Here is a 15,583-nt window from a genome sequence, read left to right as displayed (position 1 = left end):
TCGTTCCTGAACTTGTTCTTATCACAAACTTCGCAATTTCCGACCCTTCTTTTTAAAATTCTTTTCCCGTGATCGCATCGCGCTGTTTCCGGCATGTGGAAATGGTCAGTAAGGGGCTGTTTTTCAATTCGGTTTGCGATAACTTGGGAAAGTGGTATTACCATTACCACGCGCACCTTATTCGGAGTTGAACTCATGCCAGTGATTACCTGCGTCGATGACCTTAAACGTATCTATAAACGGCGCACCCCGCGCATGTTTTACGATTACGCAGAATCCGGAAGCTGGACCGAGCAGACATTCCGCGAAAACACCACCGATTTTCAGGATATCCACCTGCGTCAGCGCGTCGCAATCGACATGTCGGGCCGCACCACCAAAAGCCAGATGATCGGTCAGGACGTCTCCATGCCGGTCGCCCTTGCCCCTGTCGGACTAACCGGGATGCAGTGTGCCGATGGCGAAATCAAGGCCGCCCGTGCGGCCGAAAAATTCGGCGTGCCCTATACCTTGTCGACCATGTCGATCTGCTCGATCGAGGATGTGGCCGAAAACACATCCAAGCCGTTCTGGTTGCAGGTTTATACGCTCAAAGATGATGACTTCATGCAGCGCCTGTTTGACCGCGCCAAGGCCGCAAAATGTTCGGCCGCTGTCATCACGGTCGATCTTCAGATGCTGGGTCAGCGTCACAAGGATTTGAAAAACGGCCTGTCTGCTCCGCCCAAGCTGACCATCAAATCGGTCGCCGACATGATGACCAAGGTCCAATGGGGTCTTGGCATGCTTGGCACCAAACGCCGTTTCTTTGGCAACATTGTCGGTCATGCCAAGGGCGTTGCTGATCCGTCGTCACTGGGCGACTGGACGGCCCAGGCATTTGATGACTCTCTTGATTGGGACCGTATTCGTGAATTCCGCAAGATGTGGGATGGTCCCCTGATCATCAAAGGGATCATTGATGCACGCGACGCGGTCGAAGCCCTGAATGTTGGTGCTGATGCCATCGTGGTCTCGAACCATGGCGGACGTCAGCTTGACGGTGCGCTGTCTTCAATCCGCGCATTGCCGCAAATCATGGATGCCGTTGGCGACAAGATCGAAGTCCATCTTGATAGTGGCATTCGGTCCGGTCAGGACGTGCTCAAGGCATTGGCTCTTGGCGCGAAAGGCACCTATATCGGTCGCGCCTATGTTTATGGCCTTGGGGCCATGGGCGAAGCAGGCGTCACCAAGGCCCTCGAACTCATCCACAAAGAACTTGAAGTCTCGATGGCATTCTGTGGCCACACCGACATCAACACGGTTGATCGTGACATCCTGATGGTCCCGCGCGATTTCTCGGACCGCTGGCAGTAACGCACAAGATTGTTGGGGCACGCACCAAGCTTCCCCACCATTCGCCCGTAAAAAACGGCGCCTTTCCTTGGAAAGAGCGCCGTTTTCTTTTTTGTGCAGGTTCAGAGAACCAATCGCATCGGCACCTTGCCCCGCAAAAGAAAAAGCGCCACTCGAAAGTGGCGCTTTTCCAATACTGTATCGTACCAGATGTCTGGAAACGTATTAACGTTTCGAGAACTGGAAGCTACGACGTGCTTTGGCGCGACCGTATTTTTTACGTTCGACTGCACGCGAGTCACGGGTAAGGAACCCGCCAGCTTTGAGCGAACCACGCAGTGCCGGCTCGAACAGGGTCAGTGCACGGGAGATACCATGACGAACCGCACCTGCCTGACCAGACAGACCGCCACCCGATACGGTGCAAACGACGTCGAACTGATCTTTGCGATCGGTTACGCCGAACGGCTGGTTGATGACCATGCGCAGAACCGGACGTGCGAAGTAGTCTTCGAACTCGCGGCCATTGACGGTGACTTTACCCGAGCCCGGCTTGATCCAGACACGTGCAATTGCGTTTTTACGACGACCGGTTGCATAGGAACGGCCCTGTGCGTCGATCTTCGGTTCCGGCAGGGTGCCTTCAGCAGCAGCTGCGGTTTCGCCGCCCTGTGCCAGATCCTTGAGATCTTCAAGAGTTTTGGTGTCGGCCATTATTTGCCACTCCGCTTGTTCTTTTCGTTCATAGCCGCAACGTCGAGGACTTCCGGCTTCTGAGCTTCATGCGGGTGCTCGGTACCAGCATAGACGTGCAGTTTGGAAAGAACCTGGCTGCGCAGCGGACCACGGGACATCATACGCTCAACAGCTTTGATGATCACACGTTCCGGGTGCTCACCATTCAGGAGCTTGTCCATGGTGCGTTCTTTGATGCCGCCCGGGTAACCGGTGTGCCAGTAGAACTTCTTGTTCTGAAGTTTACGGCCGGTCAGTTTGACTTTTTCGGCATTGACGATGACGATGTGATCGCCACAGTCCATGTGCGGGGTAAACATAGCTTTGTGTTTACCACGAAGACGGTTGGCAACAACAGCAGCAAGGCGGCCAAGGACGACGTCTTCAGCGTCGACCACGAACCATTTGCGCTCGATGTCGCTCGGTGTCGCAGTGAAGGTTTTCATTATTTCAATACTCGAAAACTGGGTTTCACGGAGGGAATCTTCCCTCGTTGAAAGTCGGCGCATTATGCCAGCATTCAACAGGAAAACAACAGGAATATTTCATTGTAAATCAATGAGTTACGCAAAGAGGTATTATTTTACCACACGATTTCGCGCTATTTTTCCGCCGGCGGCATGGCATATGTCCCGATCACATGCGCACAAAGACTGTTATCAACGGCTGATCGAATATGGCATTCCGCAATCAAAAGCCGCCTGCCCGCCTTAAGGATCTTGGCCTCGGCAATCAGGTCGCCCGGCTTCGCCCCCGACAGGAAATGTACCGTCGCCTCGGTCGTTACCGCCAGATCCGCCTTGGGTACCACAAGCCAGGCCACCGCATAAAGCGCAATATCGGCCAAAGCAAAAATCGCCGGGCCCGTTACCACATTGCCGGGCCGCAAATAGCGTTCCCTGAACGGCAACCGCAGGACCGCCGTGTCATTTTCAAGACTTTCGGTGATAACGCCCATATCGCCGACAAACGGCACCTTTTCGCGCATGATGGCATCAAAATCAGCCGGGGTGATCCCGGTGCGGGCGTGCGAATTGTTCATGACAGCAGACCTCCCCAGATTGCCAGTTTGGCTTTGGCATTATTGATCCAGATCGACAGCCTGACATAACGTTTACGTTAACGTCAATATTTTACGGTTTCTGCATCCCTTCCCCACCATTGGATGCGGACTGTTTGCCGCGATCCATTTTGTCACCGTGTGTTTTTCGCCATCTGTTTATCGCCATCTGTTTATTGACGTCCCTGGATCAGGCAACAATGGCGCGCCCGCAGCAAAGCCGGTTCACACCCGGCCATATCACGGTACAGGTACGGGTTCACGATTACCGCAAAACGATCGATGCCAGATCGGTAAATGTGGCCAGCACCACACCCCCGATAACAATGGCGACAATCGCCGTCGCACCGATATGCGGCAATTTGCGTCGCATCCATTCACCCGATGACATCGGCGGTTGCGAGGCTGCTTTATGTTTGAACCTTGCCCGGACGGGCCCGCGCGACAAATCCACAACAGGTTTGTCGACCTCATCATTGGATGCCCAATGATGGCGGTTCTCCGGAAGATAGACAGGGCGGCGGTCTTCCTGACCGGTTTCGTCACGCATCATGGCGATTTCACAGCGTCACTCGCTGCCTCCTGCAACAAGGGTATGTCGAAAATTCCGGTCATTTTCATGCTGCGATGCTGTGCATCACGAAAATGACGGCCCCCTCATTGATGGTCTGTCGCGTCTGTCCCGATGCTTTGCCTTTTCAAAGGCTGACGGTTATCCGGATGCTGTCCCCAAACAGCATGCCCCAAACAGCATATCACCGGCCGATCCCCGATTTTCAGGTGTATGGATTTTGTGTCCCAATCGGCCTGCCTGCACAAAACCTGTGGGCCGGAACCGTCTGATTATCCTGATACTTATATGGGGATTACGGCAACAGTTCGACAATAGCCGACTATTTCCCCAAAATTGCCGAAAACTCGCTGACTGTCAGAACAAGCACATAGCCGATGGCAACCGCTGCAATCATATAGGCCGCGGCACGTGGCAGAAACTTGTCCCAGGTGATGGGGTCGCGTGCCTTGCGTTTTGACCGCGCGGCTTTTGCCTTGGCCTTTTCCTGTTTTTCAAGGATTTCCAGACGCTTGCGGTCCATCTCGCCGCGCGCGGCCCAGTTGGCCGTGTTATCAGGCAAATCAATGCGTGACTGCCGGACTTCCTTTTCCTTGAAGTCGTCAACACGCCCCTGAATGTCATTGCCCGATGATGCGTCACCATCGTCTGTCTGTCGCACCCGATCAAGCAATGTCGCCCCGCCATTCAGGCTTTCGACATATTCGTCATACGCGGTCTTTTCTTCGGCGAATGCGGCGGCCTGAGCGGCTTCGTGGCTGGCCTGGGCGGCCGGGTTTCCATGCAGTGCTGCTGCACCGGATGCGGCGTTCTGCACATGAACATGGCGGCTGGGCTTGGGCCGTGTCGCATTTTGTGCGCGCTCGGCACTGGCGGCACTGGCTGCGGCAATCTGTTTGTCGCTGACCATCGGGGACGGCTTAGGCCCCAGCATCGCGGGCGGACGGGTTTCCGTGACCTCGACCGTTTCGGGATCGGGGGTTTCGCTGTCATCATCGATGATTTTGGGCTTGGGCATCAAAAAGGGCGGGATGTCAAAACCGTTGCGAAGCAACCGCGCACGCGCTTCGGCGCGATACCGTTCAAGATCGCGCTCCATTACGTCCTTGCGATCAAACCGTTTGATCGGCGTTTCCCGGACAGGCTTTTGCGACTTTATCGTTTCCTGCCATTTACGCGCTGAAACAAACCGGTTCGGCGCCCGACCAGGACGCCGCGTTTGACTGTCACTCATCCACAACCATGCGTTTTTCACCGTTCGGTTTATTCTTCAAACACCGAATATCCCGATGCTTGTAAACGGTTTTATTGATGACCCGATGCGTGCAATTCTACTACGATCACAAGTAGAAGAAAATCAAAAACGATGCCACGCACACGCATCAAGGAGGAACACCATGACCACCGCCACCCCGTCATCTCCGCTGGTGACCCGCCATGACCACGACGGGTATGTCACCCTTGTCCTGTCCAACCCCGCCCGGCGCAACGCCCTGTCAGCGGCGATGATGTCCGCCCTTCAGGATGCCTTTGACGACATTGCCCAAAACCCCGATATCCGGTGCGTTATTCTTGCCGCCGATGGCCCGGTCTTTTGTGCCGGTCACGATCTTAAGGAAATGGGCGGCATCACCGACTGTGATCAGCATGCCAGTCTGTTTGCCCAATGCAGCCGTCTGATGATGCGGATCGTCACCCTGCCCCAGCCGGTCATTGCCCGTGTCCGCGGCATGGCAACCGCGGCTGGCTGTCAGCTGGTGGCAAGCTGCGATCTTGCCGTTGCGGCCCGTTCGGCCAAATTTGCCACCCCCGGGGTCAATATCGGTCTGTTCTGTTCGACCCCGATGGTCGCACTGAGCCGCAATATCGCGCGCAAGCACGCCATGCGCATGCTGCTGACAGGCGATCCGGTGCCGACCGACACCGCCTTTGCGATGGGGCTTGTATCGGATGTGGTTGATGATGATGATCTTGAAACGGCAACAGATGATCTTGCCGCGGGCATTGCCGCAAGATCCGGCATGACCGTGCGCCTTGGCAAACAGGCATTTTACAAACAGATCGAAATGCCCCTGCCCGATGCATATGCCTATGCATCCGATGTCATGACCGCCAACATGCAAAAACACGACGCCCGCGAAGGCATCGGCGCCTTCGTTGAAAAGCGCCACCCGACATGGCGCCATGAATGACCGCCTGATGACGGATTGAAGGGTTGCATTCGCATCTGAACTCTGCGTTTGCTCATATATCTGCTGCCATCGCGGTTTTGCCCGGGTGCCAGGTCGGGTTTGCCCGGCATTGTTTCCTGCGATGGTGGCGACCTGTCACGCCCTGATGGAGTAACTCCGATGCCGTTTGAAATGTGGCTTGCCTTTGTCGTTGCCTGCACCGTCATTCTGATCATTCCCGGCCCGACCATCATGCTGGTGGTCAGCTACGCCCTAAGCAAGGGACGGCAAACCGCCTGGGCGACTGTTCCCGGCGTTGCCCTGGGCGATCTGACTGCAATGACCATTTCGCTGGCCGGGGCCGGTGCGCTTCTTGCCACCTCGGCCGAGGCCTTTACCATCCTGAAATTCTGCGGCGCTGCCTATCTGGTCTATCTGGGCATCAAGATTTGGCGCGATAATCCCGGCGCGTTGCAGGACAACCCGGATGCCAAACGCAACCGTCCGTCGCGCATGTTCCTTCAGGCCTACGTGGTCACCGCCCTTAATCCCAAGGGCATCGTGTTCTTCATTGCCTTTGTGCCGCAATTCATCACGGCCGGAAGCCCGGTTTTGCCACAGTTCGTCGTCATGACCGCAACCTTTGTCATTCTGGCTGCGATCAATGTCGCGATCTGGGCGGTGATGGCCGCCGCCCTGCGTGAACGGTTCCGCCATCCTGATGCCATGCGTCGTCTGACCCGGGTTGGTGGCGGGGTGATGATTGGTGCGGGCTTGCTGACTGCCCTTACCCGCCGCGCGAGTGCTGCGGTCTAGAACCGGCACCAATCAGCGCCGATAACATCGCCCGTCCCGCGCCATCGCGGCCGAACGGGTAAATCACCACCATCACAAGACCGGCCAGTAACACATTCCATGCCGGGCGCAATGGCCACATCCATTCAAGATTGGCCGCCACCACGCGCCCGGCCGGAATACCGGTCGCCAGCGCGTACCAGCCATATTCAATCCCCGCTGTCGCAAGGCCAGCGATCACCGCAATCACAACAAGCGTCACAGCCGACCGCAATGACCAGCCCCGCCAATGCGCAAACCGATACAGCATCAGGGCGACAAACAACCCGGCCATCAGGGTGGCTTCGCTGACATCGACCTTGGACTGCATAAAGAAATGCAGCGCCCCCAGAACCGCAATCGGATAAACCAGCTTATGCAGACGCGCCCATTTCGCACCAAGCCGGCGCATTGCCGCCTTGGTCGAGGTCGCGGCAAGGATCGCAAGCCCGATCAGGGCGACAAACCCGATCGTCAGATAAATCCGAAGGACGATCTCGCTTGCGATCCGCCCAAGATCAAGGTTCTGACTGATGGCATAAAGCCCAAGATGAACCATCCCGTAACAAAAAGCCGCAACACCGATCTGGCGGCGCACCTGCACCAGCTTTGAAAATCGCGTAATCCGGCGCAAGGGCGTGATCAAAAGCGATATCAAAAGGACCCTGATCGTCCAGTCACCACTTTGCAGGATGGCTTCCTTGACCGGGATCGTCGCCCCGCCCTGTACAATCACCGGCCACAGCAAAACCACACCGGGCACAAGCAGCGCGACAAAGACCACCAGTTTGAAAAAGGAAAACCGTCCGGACGGATCAAGCCATGGATACATGCAGTCAAGCCTATGGTGTTGTAGCGCACGCACGCGCGCGCCAAATTCAAACACGGCATCCCGGCAAAGCCGGACACTGCCTTGACCTACTCAAAGCGCATTTAATGTGCCGCGTCATTTAAACTCGCCATCAACTTTCCGCGATCCCGCCTTTCAACCCGTGACCTGCGCCAAACAGTTGCACAGGATCGCCGATCATATAACTATCAACCAAGAACAATTGATGGATTGAACAAAATGCCCCAATTCGAAAACCTGGATGATGCCGCCCTTAAATCGCTTCTGGAAACGACCAGAACAATTGCCCTTGTCGGCGCCAGTCCCAAGCCTGATCGCCCGTCAAACCGGGTGATGAAATTCCTGCTTGATCGCGGATATCACGTGATCCCGGTCAATCCCGGTCAGGCTGGCGGGGAAATTCACGGTCAGACGGTGGTCGCCACCCTTGCCGACATTTCCGAGCCGGTCGATATGGTCGATATCTTCCGCAATAGCGACGATGCCGCCGGTGTCGTGGATGAAGCCATCGCAATCAAGGCCAAGTCGGTCTGGATGCAGCTTGGCGTGCTGAACCCCGATGCGGCGTCCAGGGCAATCGATCATGGCATGGTCGCCGTGATGAACCGTTGCCCGGCCATCGAAATTCCCCGGCTGTTCTGATCGGGCGATTTTTCAAAATTTGCGATGGCGAGTCGCCAAAATAAAAAGGCACCGGAACCCGGTGCCTTTTGCAATTCAGTCAGACAAATGCGCGATCAGCCGCGACCGCATTTTGCCATCAGTTCGGGCATCAGGCCCTGATTGCCGATAAAGACCGGCTGTACGGCACTGGTCACGCTATAGGTCGTGGTCTGTTCGTCAACGATCTGGTCATAAAGCCCCGATGTTTCGAGAACCAGCGACACCACCCCGTCCGACTTGATCCGCAATGCGGCAAAGCCGTTGGCATATTCTGTGCGGGCGCATTCACGGCCAAGGATCGTGTCAAAACGTTCCACCAGCGCGTAACGCGGATTTTCCGACAGATGATCCCGGCTGGCAACAGTACCGGGGACGACATTGGGTTTGGGGATATATTTGCTGAACCGGGCTTGTGACTGGACGATATAGCCATCCGGGAAATAGACCGCGACATCTTCGGAAAGAAGGATGCGGTCACCAACAACCTGACCCGATCGCAACAGCGCCTTGATTCGTTTCCCCGGAATTTCCCCGGAAAACGCATTAAAGCGCAGCAACTTTCCGTCCCCCCGCTGATCAGCATAAAACTTTTCAAAAGGTACGATTGGGGTTTTATCCGCTGCCATCGCAGCCGGTGTAATTGCCGCTGACGCAATCGCCAGTGCAAGTGTCACGCCCCCCGAGCGTCGCGAAAAGACCGCCGCAATGGCCTTTAGCATATGTCCCCGCCTCTCACTGATACGTGTCGGAATACTTCGCTGAGATTATGCAGATTAATCCGAATTTCAACTGTAATTCCTGCGAAATTCTTCGGCACAGGTAAAAGCACATATAAAAACAACGAGGTGGCATTATGCCACCTCGTTGCCAAAGATTTGGTAAATGTCGAAGCTTAGTCGACAGAAATCGTCACACGACGGTTACGCGGCTCACGAACACCATCCGGAGTCGGGATGAGAAGTTCGCCTTCACCAACCGCGTCGCTCTCGATCATGTCAGCTTTGATACCACGACCGGTCAGCTGCGACAGAGCAGCCTGCGCACGACGTTCGGACAGTTTCAGGTTATAGGCTGCCGAACCCGATGCATCGGCGTGACCGACGATCGCAACATTACCCATCGAAGTTGCCCACTGTTCGGCCGCTGCATCAAGAACGCGCTCCGAAACCGGGGTAATTGCAACGCTGTCGAAATCGAAGAAGATCGTGAACAGACGTGCTTCTTTCGCAGCAACCGGTGCCGCAGCAGCCGGTGCCGGCTCTACCGCACGAAGTTCTGCCATCGCAGCTTCGAAGTCTTTCCAGCACTGGCTGATCAGCTCGGTCTGCCAGCCTTCTTCACTTTCCTCGATCCAGCAATCGAAACGGGCCTGTGCAATTGCTGCTGTGTCAGGCTTTTCTTCGCGCTTGCCATCATCAAGCAAACCGATCAGCTCGTCACGAACTGCACGTTTCTGTACAATTTCTTCAGCCGAGAAACGCCAGTTTGCCGGATCTTCCGGAAGAATGGTTTCGTTGCTTGCTACTTTTCCGGCCTTTTTCGCAAAGAAATCGGCATCAAAGAAGTCGTACCACTCGTCGGCTTCACGCTGTGCATAAGCGATATACTCGGCTTTCAGCGCCTTGCCGAATGCGGTCGTCGGCTCGGTGCCAGAGATCGCAGATGATACAGAATTGCTGTATGTCAGCGGGTTACCGCCATACATAACCGCAGTCCCGGAATTGTCTACGCTGCTACACGCACTCAGAAGCGCAACGCCACCAAGAGCACAAAGAATAGTCGGACGAATCTGCATGTCTTACCCCTGTCTTAAGGTTGTTATTCAGCAAATACTTTATCACCAAAGATGGTGAGATTATGTCTCAAAACGACCGAAAACGCGATTTGTTCCATACGTGTAAAAAGAATTGTGTTTTGCTACACACTTTTCAAGAACACATAAACCTGTAATTCTTATTGTGTCATACTGATGTATGAGTAGCAAATAATACAACCATGACACTGAGCGCACGAGGATGAAATGATTGAAACCGATGTATCCAAGATCACACTGATGCTAAAGCAGTTCGCACTCGGCTTTGGCATGGATCTTTTAGGCGCAATTGTCATTCTAGCCGTTGGCTGGTGGCTTGCCGGACGCGCCTCGGCACTGGTACGCCACTCGCTTAAAAATGCAAAATTTGTCGATGCGACTCTCAAGCCGCTGGCAGCAAGCATTGTGCGTTACGCAATCCTGGTATTCGTCCTCGTCGCGGTTCTTTCGAACTTTGGTGTGGAAACAACCAGCATCATCGCCGTCCTCGGTGCTGCCGGTCTGGCAATCGGTCTGGCATTGCAAGGCACGCTGTCAAACATCGCCGCCGGTGTCATGATCCTGATCCTGCGTCCGCTCAAGATTGACGAATTCGTCGAAGCCGGTTCGATTTCCGGTACCGTCGTTGAAATCACCCTGTTCACCACCCTGCTCAAGACGCCGGACGGTGTTTTCATTTCTGCCCCGAACTCGCAGATCTGGAACAGCGCGATCAAAAACTATTCGCGCAACCCGACCCGTCGTCTCGATATCAAGGTCGGCATCGCCTATGACGATGATGTTGATGCGGCACTTGATTTCCTGAAAAACCTGGTGGCATCCGATCCGCGCGTTCTCAAGGACCCGGAACCGATGAGCTTCGTCGCGACCCTTGGCGAAAGCTCGGTCGATCTGACCGCACGCGGCTGGGTGGCAACGTCCGAATTCTGGCCGACCTTCTTTGACCTGACACGCAAATCGAAAACCGAACTTGAAGCTGCCGGCTTCTCGATTCCGTTCCCGCAGCGTGACCTGCACATCATCGAATCTTCGGAAACCGCAAGCACCGCGACCAAAACAGCAGCCAAACCGGCTGCAAAGGCACCGGCCAAGAAACCGGCCACCCGGTCGCGTTCAACCGCTGCAAAATCGACCACCAAAACCACGGCGGCCAAAACCACCGCTGCGAAAAAGGCACCCGAAAGCAAAAGCTGACCGGTTCCTGATCCTTGATCACATGAAAGAGGCCCCGATAACGGGCCTCTTTTTTTTATGGCAATTTTCAAGGCCTGGGCCGATGCACCGCCCGCTGCCTTGAACACTGGTTACAGAGCACAGGCACAGGCACAGGCACAGGCACAGGAAGGAACGCCATGCCCCCTGCCAGCTCGACCGCAAACGCGCATACTTGGACCTTCCTTGCGCCCCTGCTCTTTCCCTCGGCACTCCTGTGGCAATCCCACGGCCCGCTATATATCCCCCGCCATACATCCCCACGGCCTTTGCACCGGGCATGTAGTAGCCCGCTGTTACCCGCCCGGCTACTTGCAGGCGTATGATTTCCATCCCTCAACGACAATCACAACACGCCCGGGAGGATATAAACCATGTCTGCCAAAAAGATTTTGATGATCACCGGTGATTTCGCCGAAGATTATGAAACCATGGTCCCGTTCCAGACCCTGCTTGCGGTCGGGCACAAAGTCGATGCTGTCTGCCCCGACAAGAAGGCTGGCGATACCGTGGCAACCGCCATTCACGATTTCGAAGGCGATCAGACCTATAGCGAAAAGCGCGGTCATAACTTTGCACTGAATGCCGATTTCGCTTCAGCGCGTGCTGAAAACTATGACGCCCTTCTGATCCCCGGTGGCCGTGCGCCGGAATATCTTCGCCTGAACGAAGACGTCATCCGGCTTGTGCGCGATTTCAACGATGCCGGCAAACCGATTGCTGCTGTTTGTCATGGCGCACAGCTTCTGGCGGCTGCTGATATCATCAAGGGCCGCAAGGTTTCCGCCTATCCGGCCTGCGCCCCCGAAGTCAAACTTGGCGGCGGGATTTATGCCGACATCGCGATTGATGATGCCTGCACGGATGGCAACCTTGTCACCGCACCGGCCTGGCCGGCCCACCCCAAATGGCTCGCAGCTTTCCTTGCCGTCCTCGGGACCGACATAAAATTATGATGATCAATCGCCCATTCGCTGATTGCGCTTGGGCGATTTTTCCCTGACCATGCACTGACGGGTCTGCGCAGACTTGGCAACAGGCCCGGACCATAAGCTGCCCGGCACCTTTTCGCGGGACGCAAAACGGGCAGCATTGCAGGAAAGGCCGTCCTCATGTGTCAAATCTATTCCGGTACCGAACCCGAACTCTATCAATGTGTCAGCCGGTCCGTGCGGATCAATGGCGTTGTCACCAGTCTGCGTCTTGAATTGCGCTTCTGGCAGATTCTTGATGAAATTTCGGCGGGCGAAGGCTTCAGCACCCCGCAATTTCTGGGCAAGATTTATGACGAGGTTGTCGCACAGCGTGGCGACATTCCGAATTTTGCTTCCCTGCTACGGGTCATTTGCACGGTCTATCTGGAAAAGCAGATCGGACTGCACACCACACTTAACGAAGCCCAGACACGCTCGCGCCTGGTCAGCTAGACCAAAAGACCAGGGGCTCTAATATAAAATAAGTGCTCCCCGCCCGCCTGGACGTCACATCTCGTGACTTCGGCCATGTATCGGTATGGGATTTTGCGTGGATGTGGGGATAAACCTGATCTTGGCTAGTTCAGCCAGGACGAAAGTTCGCGCGTGCTGAACCCGCCGCTGCGCATGATTGACGGGTTGGCATTGCGTCGCAGGGTCGGCTCGGCCGGCTTTATGATGCTGTTGCGCTGATGCATGCCCGCAGCGGCACCGAAATCGATCTGGGATCGCGCCACAAGATCAGCAGCACTGGGCTGCGGCTTGCTGGCATTGATCGGTTGCGGGGTTTGCTGTTTCTGCTTGGTCTCGTAGATCCAGCGCAGTTCCTGTTTCAGGGTCTGATATTCCGCCGTATCAGGTGCAGAGTTAACCTCGTTAACAATCTGCAACTTCACCATCTGCGGGAACCGGTCAAGGCGTTCCAGCAACATGAATTTCACGCTCGGACGCACCGCATCTGACCGCATAAGCTTCATCACCAGACGGCGATAGATATCAATACGCAGGTTTCCGTTCGATGCCAGTTCGATGAATTCTTCGACAAATTCGCGTGCTGCCATTTTGCCATCCAGAAGCGCACGCAGATTGTCGGCCATCGCCCGGCGATATGCTTCGCGAATTTCGACAACATGGTTGGATGCGCGGGTCCGCACCAGATGGAAGGCTTCGGGGCTGAACGCGTTCTTGGTCAGAAGCTTGGCGCAATCGGCCACCAGTTCGTGTTTGGTGGCATCCGAAACCACTTCAAACACGCCGGTAATCAGTTCCTTGCATTTTGCATGCGGCCCCATGCGGATCGCCGCGGCCAGCGCCATCGGGCTTTCCGGATCGCGGGTCGCAATAACAGCAAGCGCCAGCGGATCATCATATTGCATCAAGGCCAGATCATTGCTCAGCAAATGTTCCGGCATCAAAAGACGTTGTTGCTTCGCCGCCCCGGTCACTGTCAGCGGCTCGCCACTCTGATAGCTTTCCTTGATGGTCAGCGCGTATTTCAACGCATCATATGAGATGCCGTGATTGCTGCTCATGGCACTCAGTCCCCTTTGGGCCCCTTGCTGAGCCGCCTGTCAGAGACCAGCCCTTCAAGGCCGCCATTGTTGCGGCCTGCCCGTGGGCGAATATTCGGGTTCGGATTGCGTTTGTTCGACGCAGCCGGTGCTTGCGCACTCTCCTTTTCGGCCCGCGGGCGTGATGCCGATGCGGCGGGCTTGGTATCGTTAAAGAAGTCGATATACCAATCCATATCGGTCGATGCCATTGCATAACGTCCCCCGGCGGCCGGGCTTTCGATATTGGCTTCGGGGATACCGTTGCTGATCTGAAGCACGACCGATGACGGGGCGGTCATGCCCGCACGCCATGCCAGTGCCGTGATCGCACGCGCACTTCCGGAATCAAGGATTTTGGAAACCGCACTGATCGGGATTTGCGCGTAATGGGCCAGTGACTGCACAACCAGCGCATCTTCATTCCGCGAAACCGCGTCCAGAATATACTGGTCGATCGTCATCTTCTGGTTCGATGCCGTTTCATGATCGTGATCAAGCATCACGTCATCGGCAATCTCGACCGGCATCCCGGCATCCGCCGGATGCAGCGGCATGCGGTTTTCAAACCGTGCCTTTTCAATCCGCTGGCGAACCGACTGGCGCAAGGCGCGGGCAACTTCGGTGCGCATACGCCCCTGTTCAACCAGGGTATCAAACAGCGACGCCATGATGAAGTGGGCGATACGGCGCTGGGCCTGACGCGAAATGCGGCTCTGCCCGCCCAAAAGATCCCCTTCCGGCGATTTGGGTTTGGCAACCTTGCGTTCTGTGAAATGCGGCGTCATCGCAACAACGTTGCGCGGCGCGTCATCAGATGACAGCAACCGGTTCAAAAGACTGCTTTTTTCTTTTTCGGCCTGCTGTTCGATCAGGCGCGCCTTGGCTGCGGCTTCCTGTTCTTCGCGTGCGCGTTCTGCGGCGGTCTGAACAAATTCACCGCGCCCGCGCATGATATCAAGGAAGTCGGAATCACTCAGAAGTTCGATATATTCGCCAATCGACACACGGCCAATCGCCTGGATATCCTGACGCAGACGGCTTGCCGCCTGACGGGTCATATAGGGCGTATGTCCCAGTTCCTGCTCGATCAGATTGATAACCTGCGGACGATAGCAATCGCCCATATTGGCAATGGCAGCGACAAACTCCTCGACCATTTCAAGGCGTTCGGAAGGGCTGACATCATTAAGATGACGGCGCAAACGGCGGGCAACATCCATACGAACATCGCTGTCAAAATCCGGTGCGTCTTCGTCTTCTTCGGCATAGGCCATTTCGTTCGACAAACGGGCCGCATGCTCAAGAGCTGTCTGTTCTGAAATTTCTTCGCTGGAATTCTTGCGCGGGATCGACCGCCCACGTGCGTTTCCTGCATCAGCCGAAAAAGCATCGGGTGCGACTGTACGGACAGTGTCAGCAAGATCACGCAACTTCGCCGTGGCTTTATCGTCAAGCCCCCCGTCGCCGGTGTTTTTCTGCCGATTGAACATCCAACTCAGCATTATCGCAGCAATTCCCCTGGTCCCTTGCCTGGCGGCAGATCGGGCATCAAGTAGTGCAGATACCCGTCGTTTTTATGTTTTGTCAGAACAGTTTAACCAGAACTGACCGTGATAAACAACCAGACAAGACGTCTAAATTTAAATCCCCAACATCAAGGACCTATGCCATCAGACACAGCCTTGATTACCTCTAGACTATCGACGGAAAGACTCAAAAAAACATTAACAATACAGCGCCCTAAACAAACCGCTGATATTCGCCCCGATCATCGCCCGGAAGTTGCCCGGAAGTTACTTGAAAGTTATC

The 15,583-nt window shown here is 55.4% G+C and carries 17 protein-coding genes; 7 read left to right on the top strand and 10 right to left on the bottom strand.

Annotated features, from left to right (window positions below):
* Positions 1 to 195 precede the first annotated feature (195 nt).
* The gene (locus tag WA429_RS10785) at positions 196 to 1,359 is read left to right on the top strand and encodes an alpha-hydroxy acid oxidase (protein ID WP_228195988.1); all 1,164 of its coding nucleotides are present in this window, start codon (positions 196 to 198) and stop codon (positions 1,357 to 1,359) included.
* Positions 1,360 to 1,563: 204 nt separating this feature from the next.
* Here WA429_RS10785 and rpsI read toward each other — a convergent pair whose 3' ends face one another.
* The 5 genes from rpsI to WA429_RS10760 all read right to left on the bottom strand — a co-directional run bounded on the left by rpsI (position 1,564) and on the right by WA429_RS10760 (position 4,938).
* Entirely contained in the window at positions 1,564 to 2,055 is a 492-nt protein-coding gene (gene rpsI / locus WA429_RS10780; protein WP_101246004.1) for a 30S ribosomal protein S9, read from the bottom strand.
* Positions 2,052 to 2,519 (bottom strand): 50S ribosomal protein L13, encoded by a 468-nt coding sequence (rplM, locus tag WA429_RS10775; protein WP_008890948.1) that lies wholly within the window; start codon positions 2,517 to 2,519, stop codon positions 2,052 to 2,054. Before rplM ends, rpsI begins: the two co-directional genes overlap by 4 nt.
* A gap of 155 nt (positions 2,520 to 2,674) precedes the next feature.
* A complete protein-coding gene (locus tag WA429_RS10770) occupies positions 2,675 to 3,115 on the bottom strand; it encodes a PaaI family thioesterase (protein ID WP_287466034.1) in 441 nt (146 codons plus the stop codon).
* A gap of 283 nt (positions 3,116 to 3,398) precedes the next feature.
* Entirely contained in the window at positions 3,399 to 3,686 is a 288-nt protein-coding gene (locus tag WA429_RS10765) for a hypothetical protein (protein WP_068519240.1), read from the bottom strand.
* Positions 3,687 to 4,026: 340 nt separating this feature from the next.
* Positions 4,027 to 4,938 carry a hypothetical protein gene (locus WA429_RS10760; protein ID WP_228195986.1) on the bottom strand — a complete coding sequence of 304 codons (912 nt, stop codon included), beginning with the start codon at positions 4,936 to 4,938 and terminating at the stop codon, positions 4,027 to 4,029.
* A gap of 163 nt (positions 4,939 to 5,101) precedes the next feature.
* On the opposite strand from WA429_RS10760, the gene WA429_RS10755 reads away from it, so the two are divergent.
* Both WA429_RS10755 and WA429_RS10750 read left to right on the top strand, forming a co-directional pair.
* Positions 5,102 to 5,896 carry an enoyl-CoA hydratase gene (locus WA429_RS10755; protein WP_287466032.1) on the top strand — a complete coding sequence of 265 codons (795 nt, stop codon included), beginning with the start codon at positions 5,102 to 5,104 and terminating at the stop codon, positions 5,894 to 5,896.
* A 159-nt stretch (positions 5,897 to 6,055) separates the two neighbouring features.
* Complete coding sequence (locus WA429_RS10750; protein ID WP_287466031.1) at positions 6,056 to 6,691, top strand: LysE family translocator; 636 nt, start codon at positions 6,056 to 6,058, stop codon at positions 6,689 to 6,691.
* Here the strand turns inward: WA429_RS10750 and WA429_RS10745 are convergent.
* Complete coding sequence (locus WA429_RS10745; RefSeq protein ID WP_287466030.1) at positions 6,663 to 7,541, bottom strand: sulfite oxidase heme-binding subunit YedZ; 879 nt, start codon at positions 7,539 to 7,541, stop codon at positions 6,663 to 6,665. The genes WA429_RS10750 and WA429_RS10745 overlap by 29 nt on opposite strands.
* 237 nt (positions 7,542 to 7,778) lie before the next feature.
* Here WA429_RS10745 and WA429_RS10740 point away from each other — a divergent pair, with 237 nt between their 5' ends.
* The gene (locus tag WA429_RS10740) at positions 7,779 to 8,201 is read left to right on the top strand and encodes a CoA-binding protein (protein WP_287466028.1); all 423 of its coding nucleotides are present in this window, start codon (positions 7,779 to 7,781) and stop codon (positions 8,199 to 8,201) included.
* 95 nt (positions 8,202 to 8,296) lie between these two features.
* Here the strand turns inward: WA429_RS10740 and WA429_RS10735 are convergent, their stop codons facing one another.
* Positions 8,297 to 8,941: a hypothetical protein gene (locus WA429_RS10735; RefSeq protein ID WP_068519234.1), complete on the bottom strand. Its 645-nt coding sequence runs from the start codon at positions 8,939 to 8,941 to the stop codon at positions 8,297 to 8,299.
* Positions 8,942 to 9,114: 173 nt separating this feature from the next.
* Complete coding sequence (locus WA429_RS10730; protein WP_287466026.1) at positions 9,115 to 10,017, bottom strand: OmpA family protein; 903 nt, start codon at positions 10,015 to 10,017, stop codon at positions 9,115 to 9,117.
* 225 nt (positions 10,018 to 10,242) lie between these two features.
* Here WA429_RS10730 and WA429_RS10725 point away from each other — a divergent pair, with 225 nt between their 5' ends.
* The 3 genes from WA429_RS10725 to WA429_RS10715 all read left to right on the top strand — a co-directional run bounded on the left by WA429_RS10725 (position 10,243) and on the right by WA429_RS10715 (position 12,674).
* Complete coding sequence (locus tag WA429_RS10725) at positions 10,243 to 11,229, top strand: mechanosensitive ion channel family protein (protein ID WP_068519232.1); 987 nt, start codon at positions 10,243 to 10,245, stop codon at positions 11,227 to 11,229.
* Between the two features lie 392 nt (positions 11,230 to 11,621).
* A complete protein-coding gene (locus tag WA429_RS10720) occupies positions 11,622 to 12,203 on the top strand; it encodes a DJ-1/PfpI family protein (RefSeq protein ID WP_068519231.1) in 582 nt (193 codons plus the stop codon).
* 156 nt (positions 12,204 to 12,359) lie between these two features.
* A complete protein-coding gene (locus tag WA429_RS10715) occupies positions 12,360 to 12,674 on the top strand; it encodes a ribbon-helix-helix domain-containing protein (RefSeq protein ID WP_068519399.1) in 315 nt (104 codons plus the stop codon).
* A 125-nt stretch (positions 12,675 to 12,799) separates the two neighbouring features.
* On the opposite strand, the gene WA429_RS10710 is transcribed toward WA429_RS10715, so the two are convergent.
* On the bottom strand, positions 12,800 to 13,753 hold the full coding sequence (locus WA429_RS10710; protein ID WP_287466024.1) for a hypothetical protein: 954 nt from the start codon (positions 13,751 to 13,753) through the stop codon (positions 12,800 to 12,802).
* Positions 13,754 to 13,758: 5 nt separating this feature from the next.
* A complete protein-coding gene (locus tag WA429_RS10705) occupies positions 13,759 to 15,276 on the bottom strand; it encodes a hypothetical protein (RefSeq protein ID WP_068519229.1) in 1,518 nt (505 codons plus the stop codon).
* Positions 15,277 to 15,583 lie beyond the last annotated feature (307 nt).

The sequence above is a fragment of the Thalassospira sp. CH_XMU1420-2 genome (assembly GCF_037029325.1).
GTDB classification, from domain to species: domain Bacteria; phylum Pseudomonadota; class Alphaproteobacteria; order Rhodospirillales; family Thalassospiraceae; genus Thalassospira; species Thalassospira povalilytica.
The sequence above is the reverse complement of the archived record's forward strand: the minus strand, read 5'-3'. Positions and strand labels throughout refer to the sequence as shown.

Coding starts and splice junctions, on each gene's coding strand:
- WA429_RS10715 (WP_068519399.1), top strand. CDS start 12,360: ATGTGTCAAATCTATTCCGGTACCGAACCCGAACTCTATCAATGTGTC.
- WA429_RS10735 (WP_068519234.1), bottom strand. CDS start 8,941: ATGCTAAAGGCCATTGCGGCGGTCTTTTCGCGACGCTCGGGGGGCGTG.
- WA429_RS10730 (WP_287466026.1), bottom strand. CDS start 10,017: ATGCAGATTCGTCCGACTATTCTTTGTGCTCTTGGTGGCGTTGCGCTT.
- WA429_RS10720 (WP_068519231.1), top strand. CDS start 11,622: ATGTCTGCCAAAAAGATTTTGATGATCACCGGTGATTTCGCCGAAGAT.
- WA429_RS10750 (WP_287466031.1), top strand. CDS start 6,056: ATGCCGTTTGAAATGTGGCTTGCCTTTGTCGTTGCCTGCACCGTCATT.
- WA429_RS10765 (WP_068519240.1), bottom strand. CDS start 3,686: ATGATGCGTGACGAAACCGGTCAGGAAGACCGCCGCCCTGTCTATCTT.
- WA429_RS10770 (WP_287466034.1), bottom strand. CDS start 3,115: ATGAACAATTCGCACGCCCGCACCGGGATCACCCCGGCTGATTTTGAT.
- WA429_RS10740 (WP_287466028.1), top strand. CDS start 7,779: ATGCCCCAATTCGAAAACCTGGATGATGCCGCCCTTAAATCGCTTCTG.
- WA429_RS10745 (WP_287466030.1), bottom strand. CDS start 7,541: ATGTATCCATGGCTTGATCCGTCCGGACGGTTTTCCTTTTTCAAACTG.
- WA429_RS10705 (WP_068519229.1), bottom strand. CDS start 15,276: ATGCTGAGTTGGATGTTCAATCGGCAGAAAAACACCGGCGACGGGGGG.
- WA429_RS10785 (WP_228195988.1), top strand. CDS start 196: ATGCCAGTGATTACCTGCGTCGATGACCTTAAACGTATCTATAAACGG.
- WA429_RS10710 (WP_287466024.1), bottom strand. CDS start 13,753: ATGAGCAGCAATCACGGCATCTCATATGATGCGTTGAAATACGCGCTG.
- WA429_RS10755 (WP_287466032.1), top strand. CDS start 5,102: ATGACCACCGCCACCCCGTCATCTCCGCTGGTGACCCGCCATGACCAC.
- WA429_RS10725 (WP_068519232.1), top strand. CDS start 10,243: ATGATTGAAACCGATGTATCCAAGATCACACTGATGCTAAAGCAGTTC.
- rplM (WP_008890948.1), bottom strand. CDS start 2,519: ATGAAAACCTTCACTGCGACACCGAGCGACATCGAGCGCAAATGGTTC.
- WA429_RS10760 (WP_228195986.1), bottom strand. CDS start 4,938: ATGAGTGACAGTCAAACGCGGCGTCCTGGTCGGGCGCCGAACCGGTTT.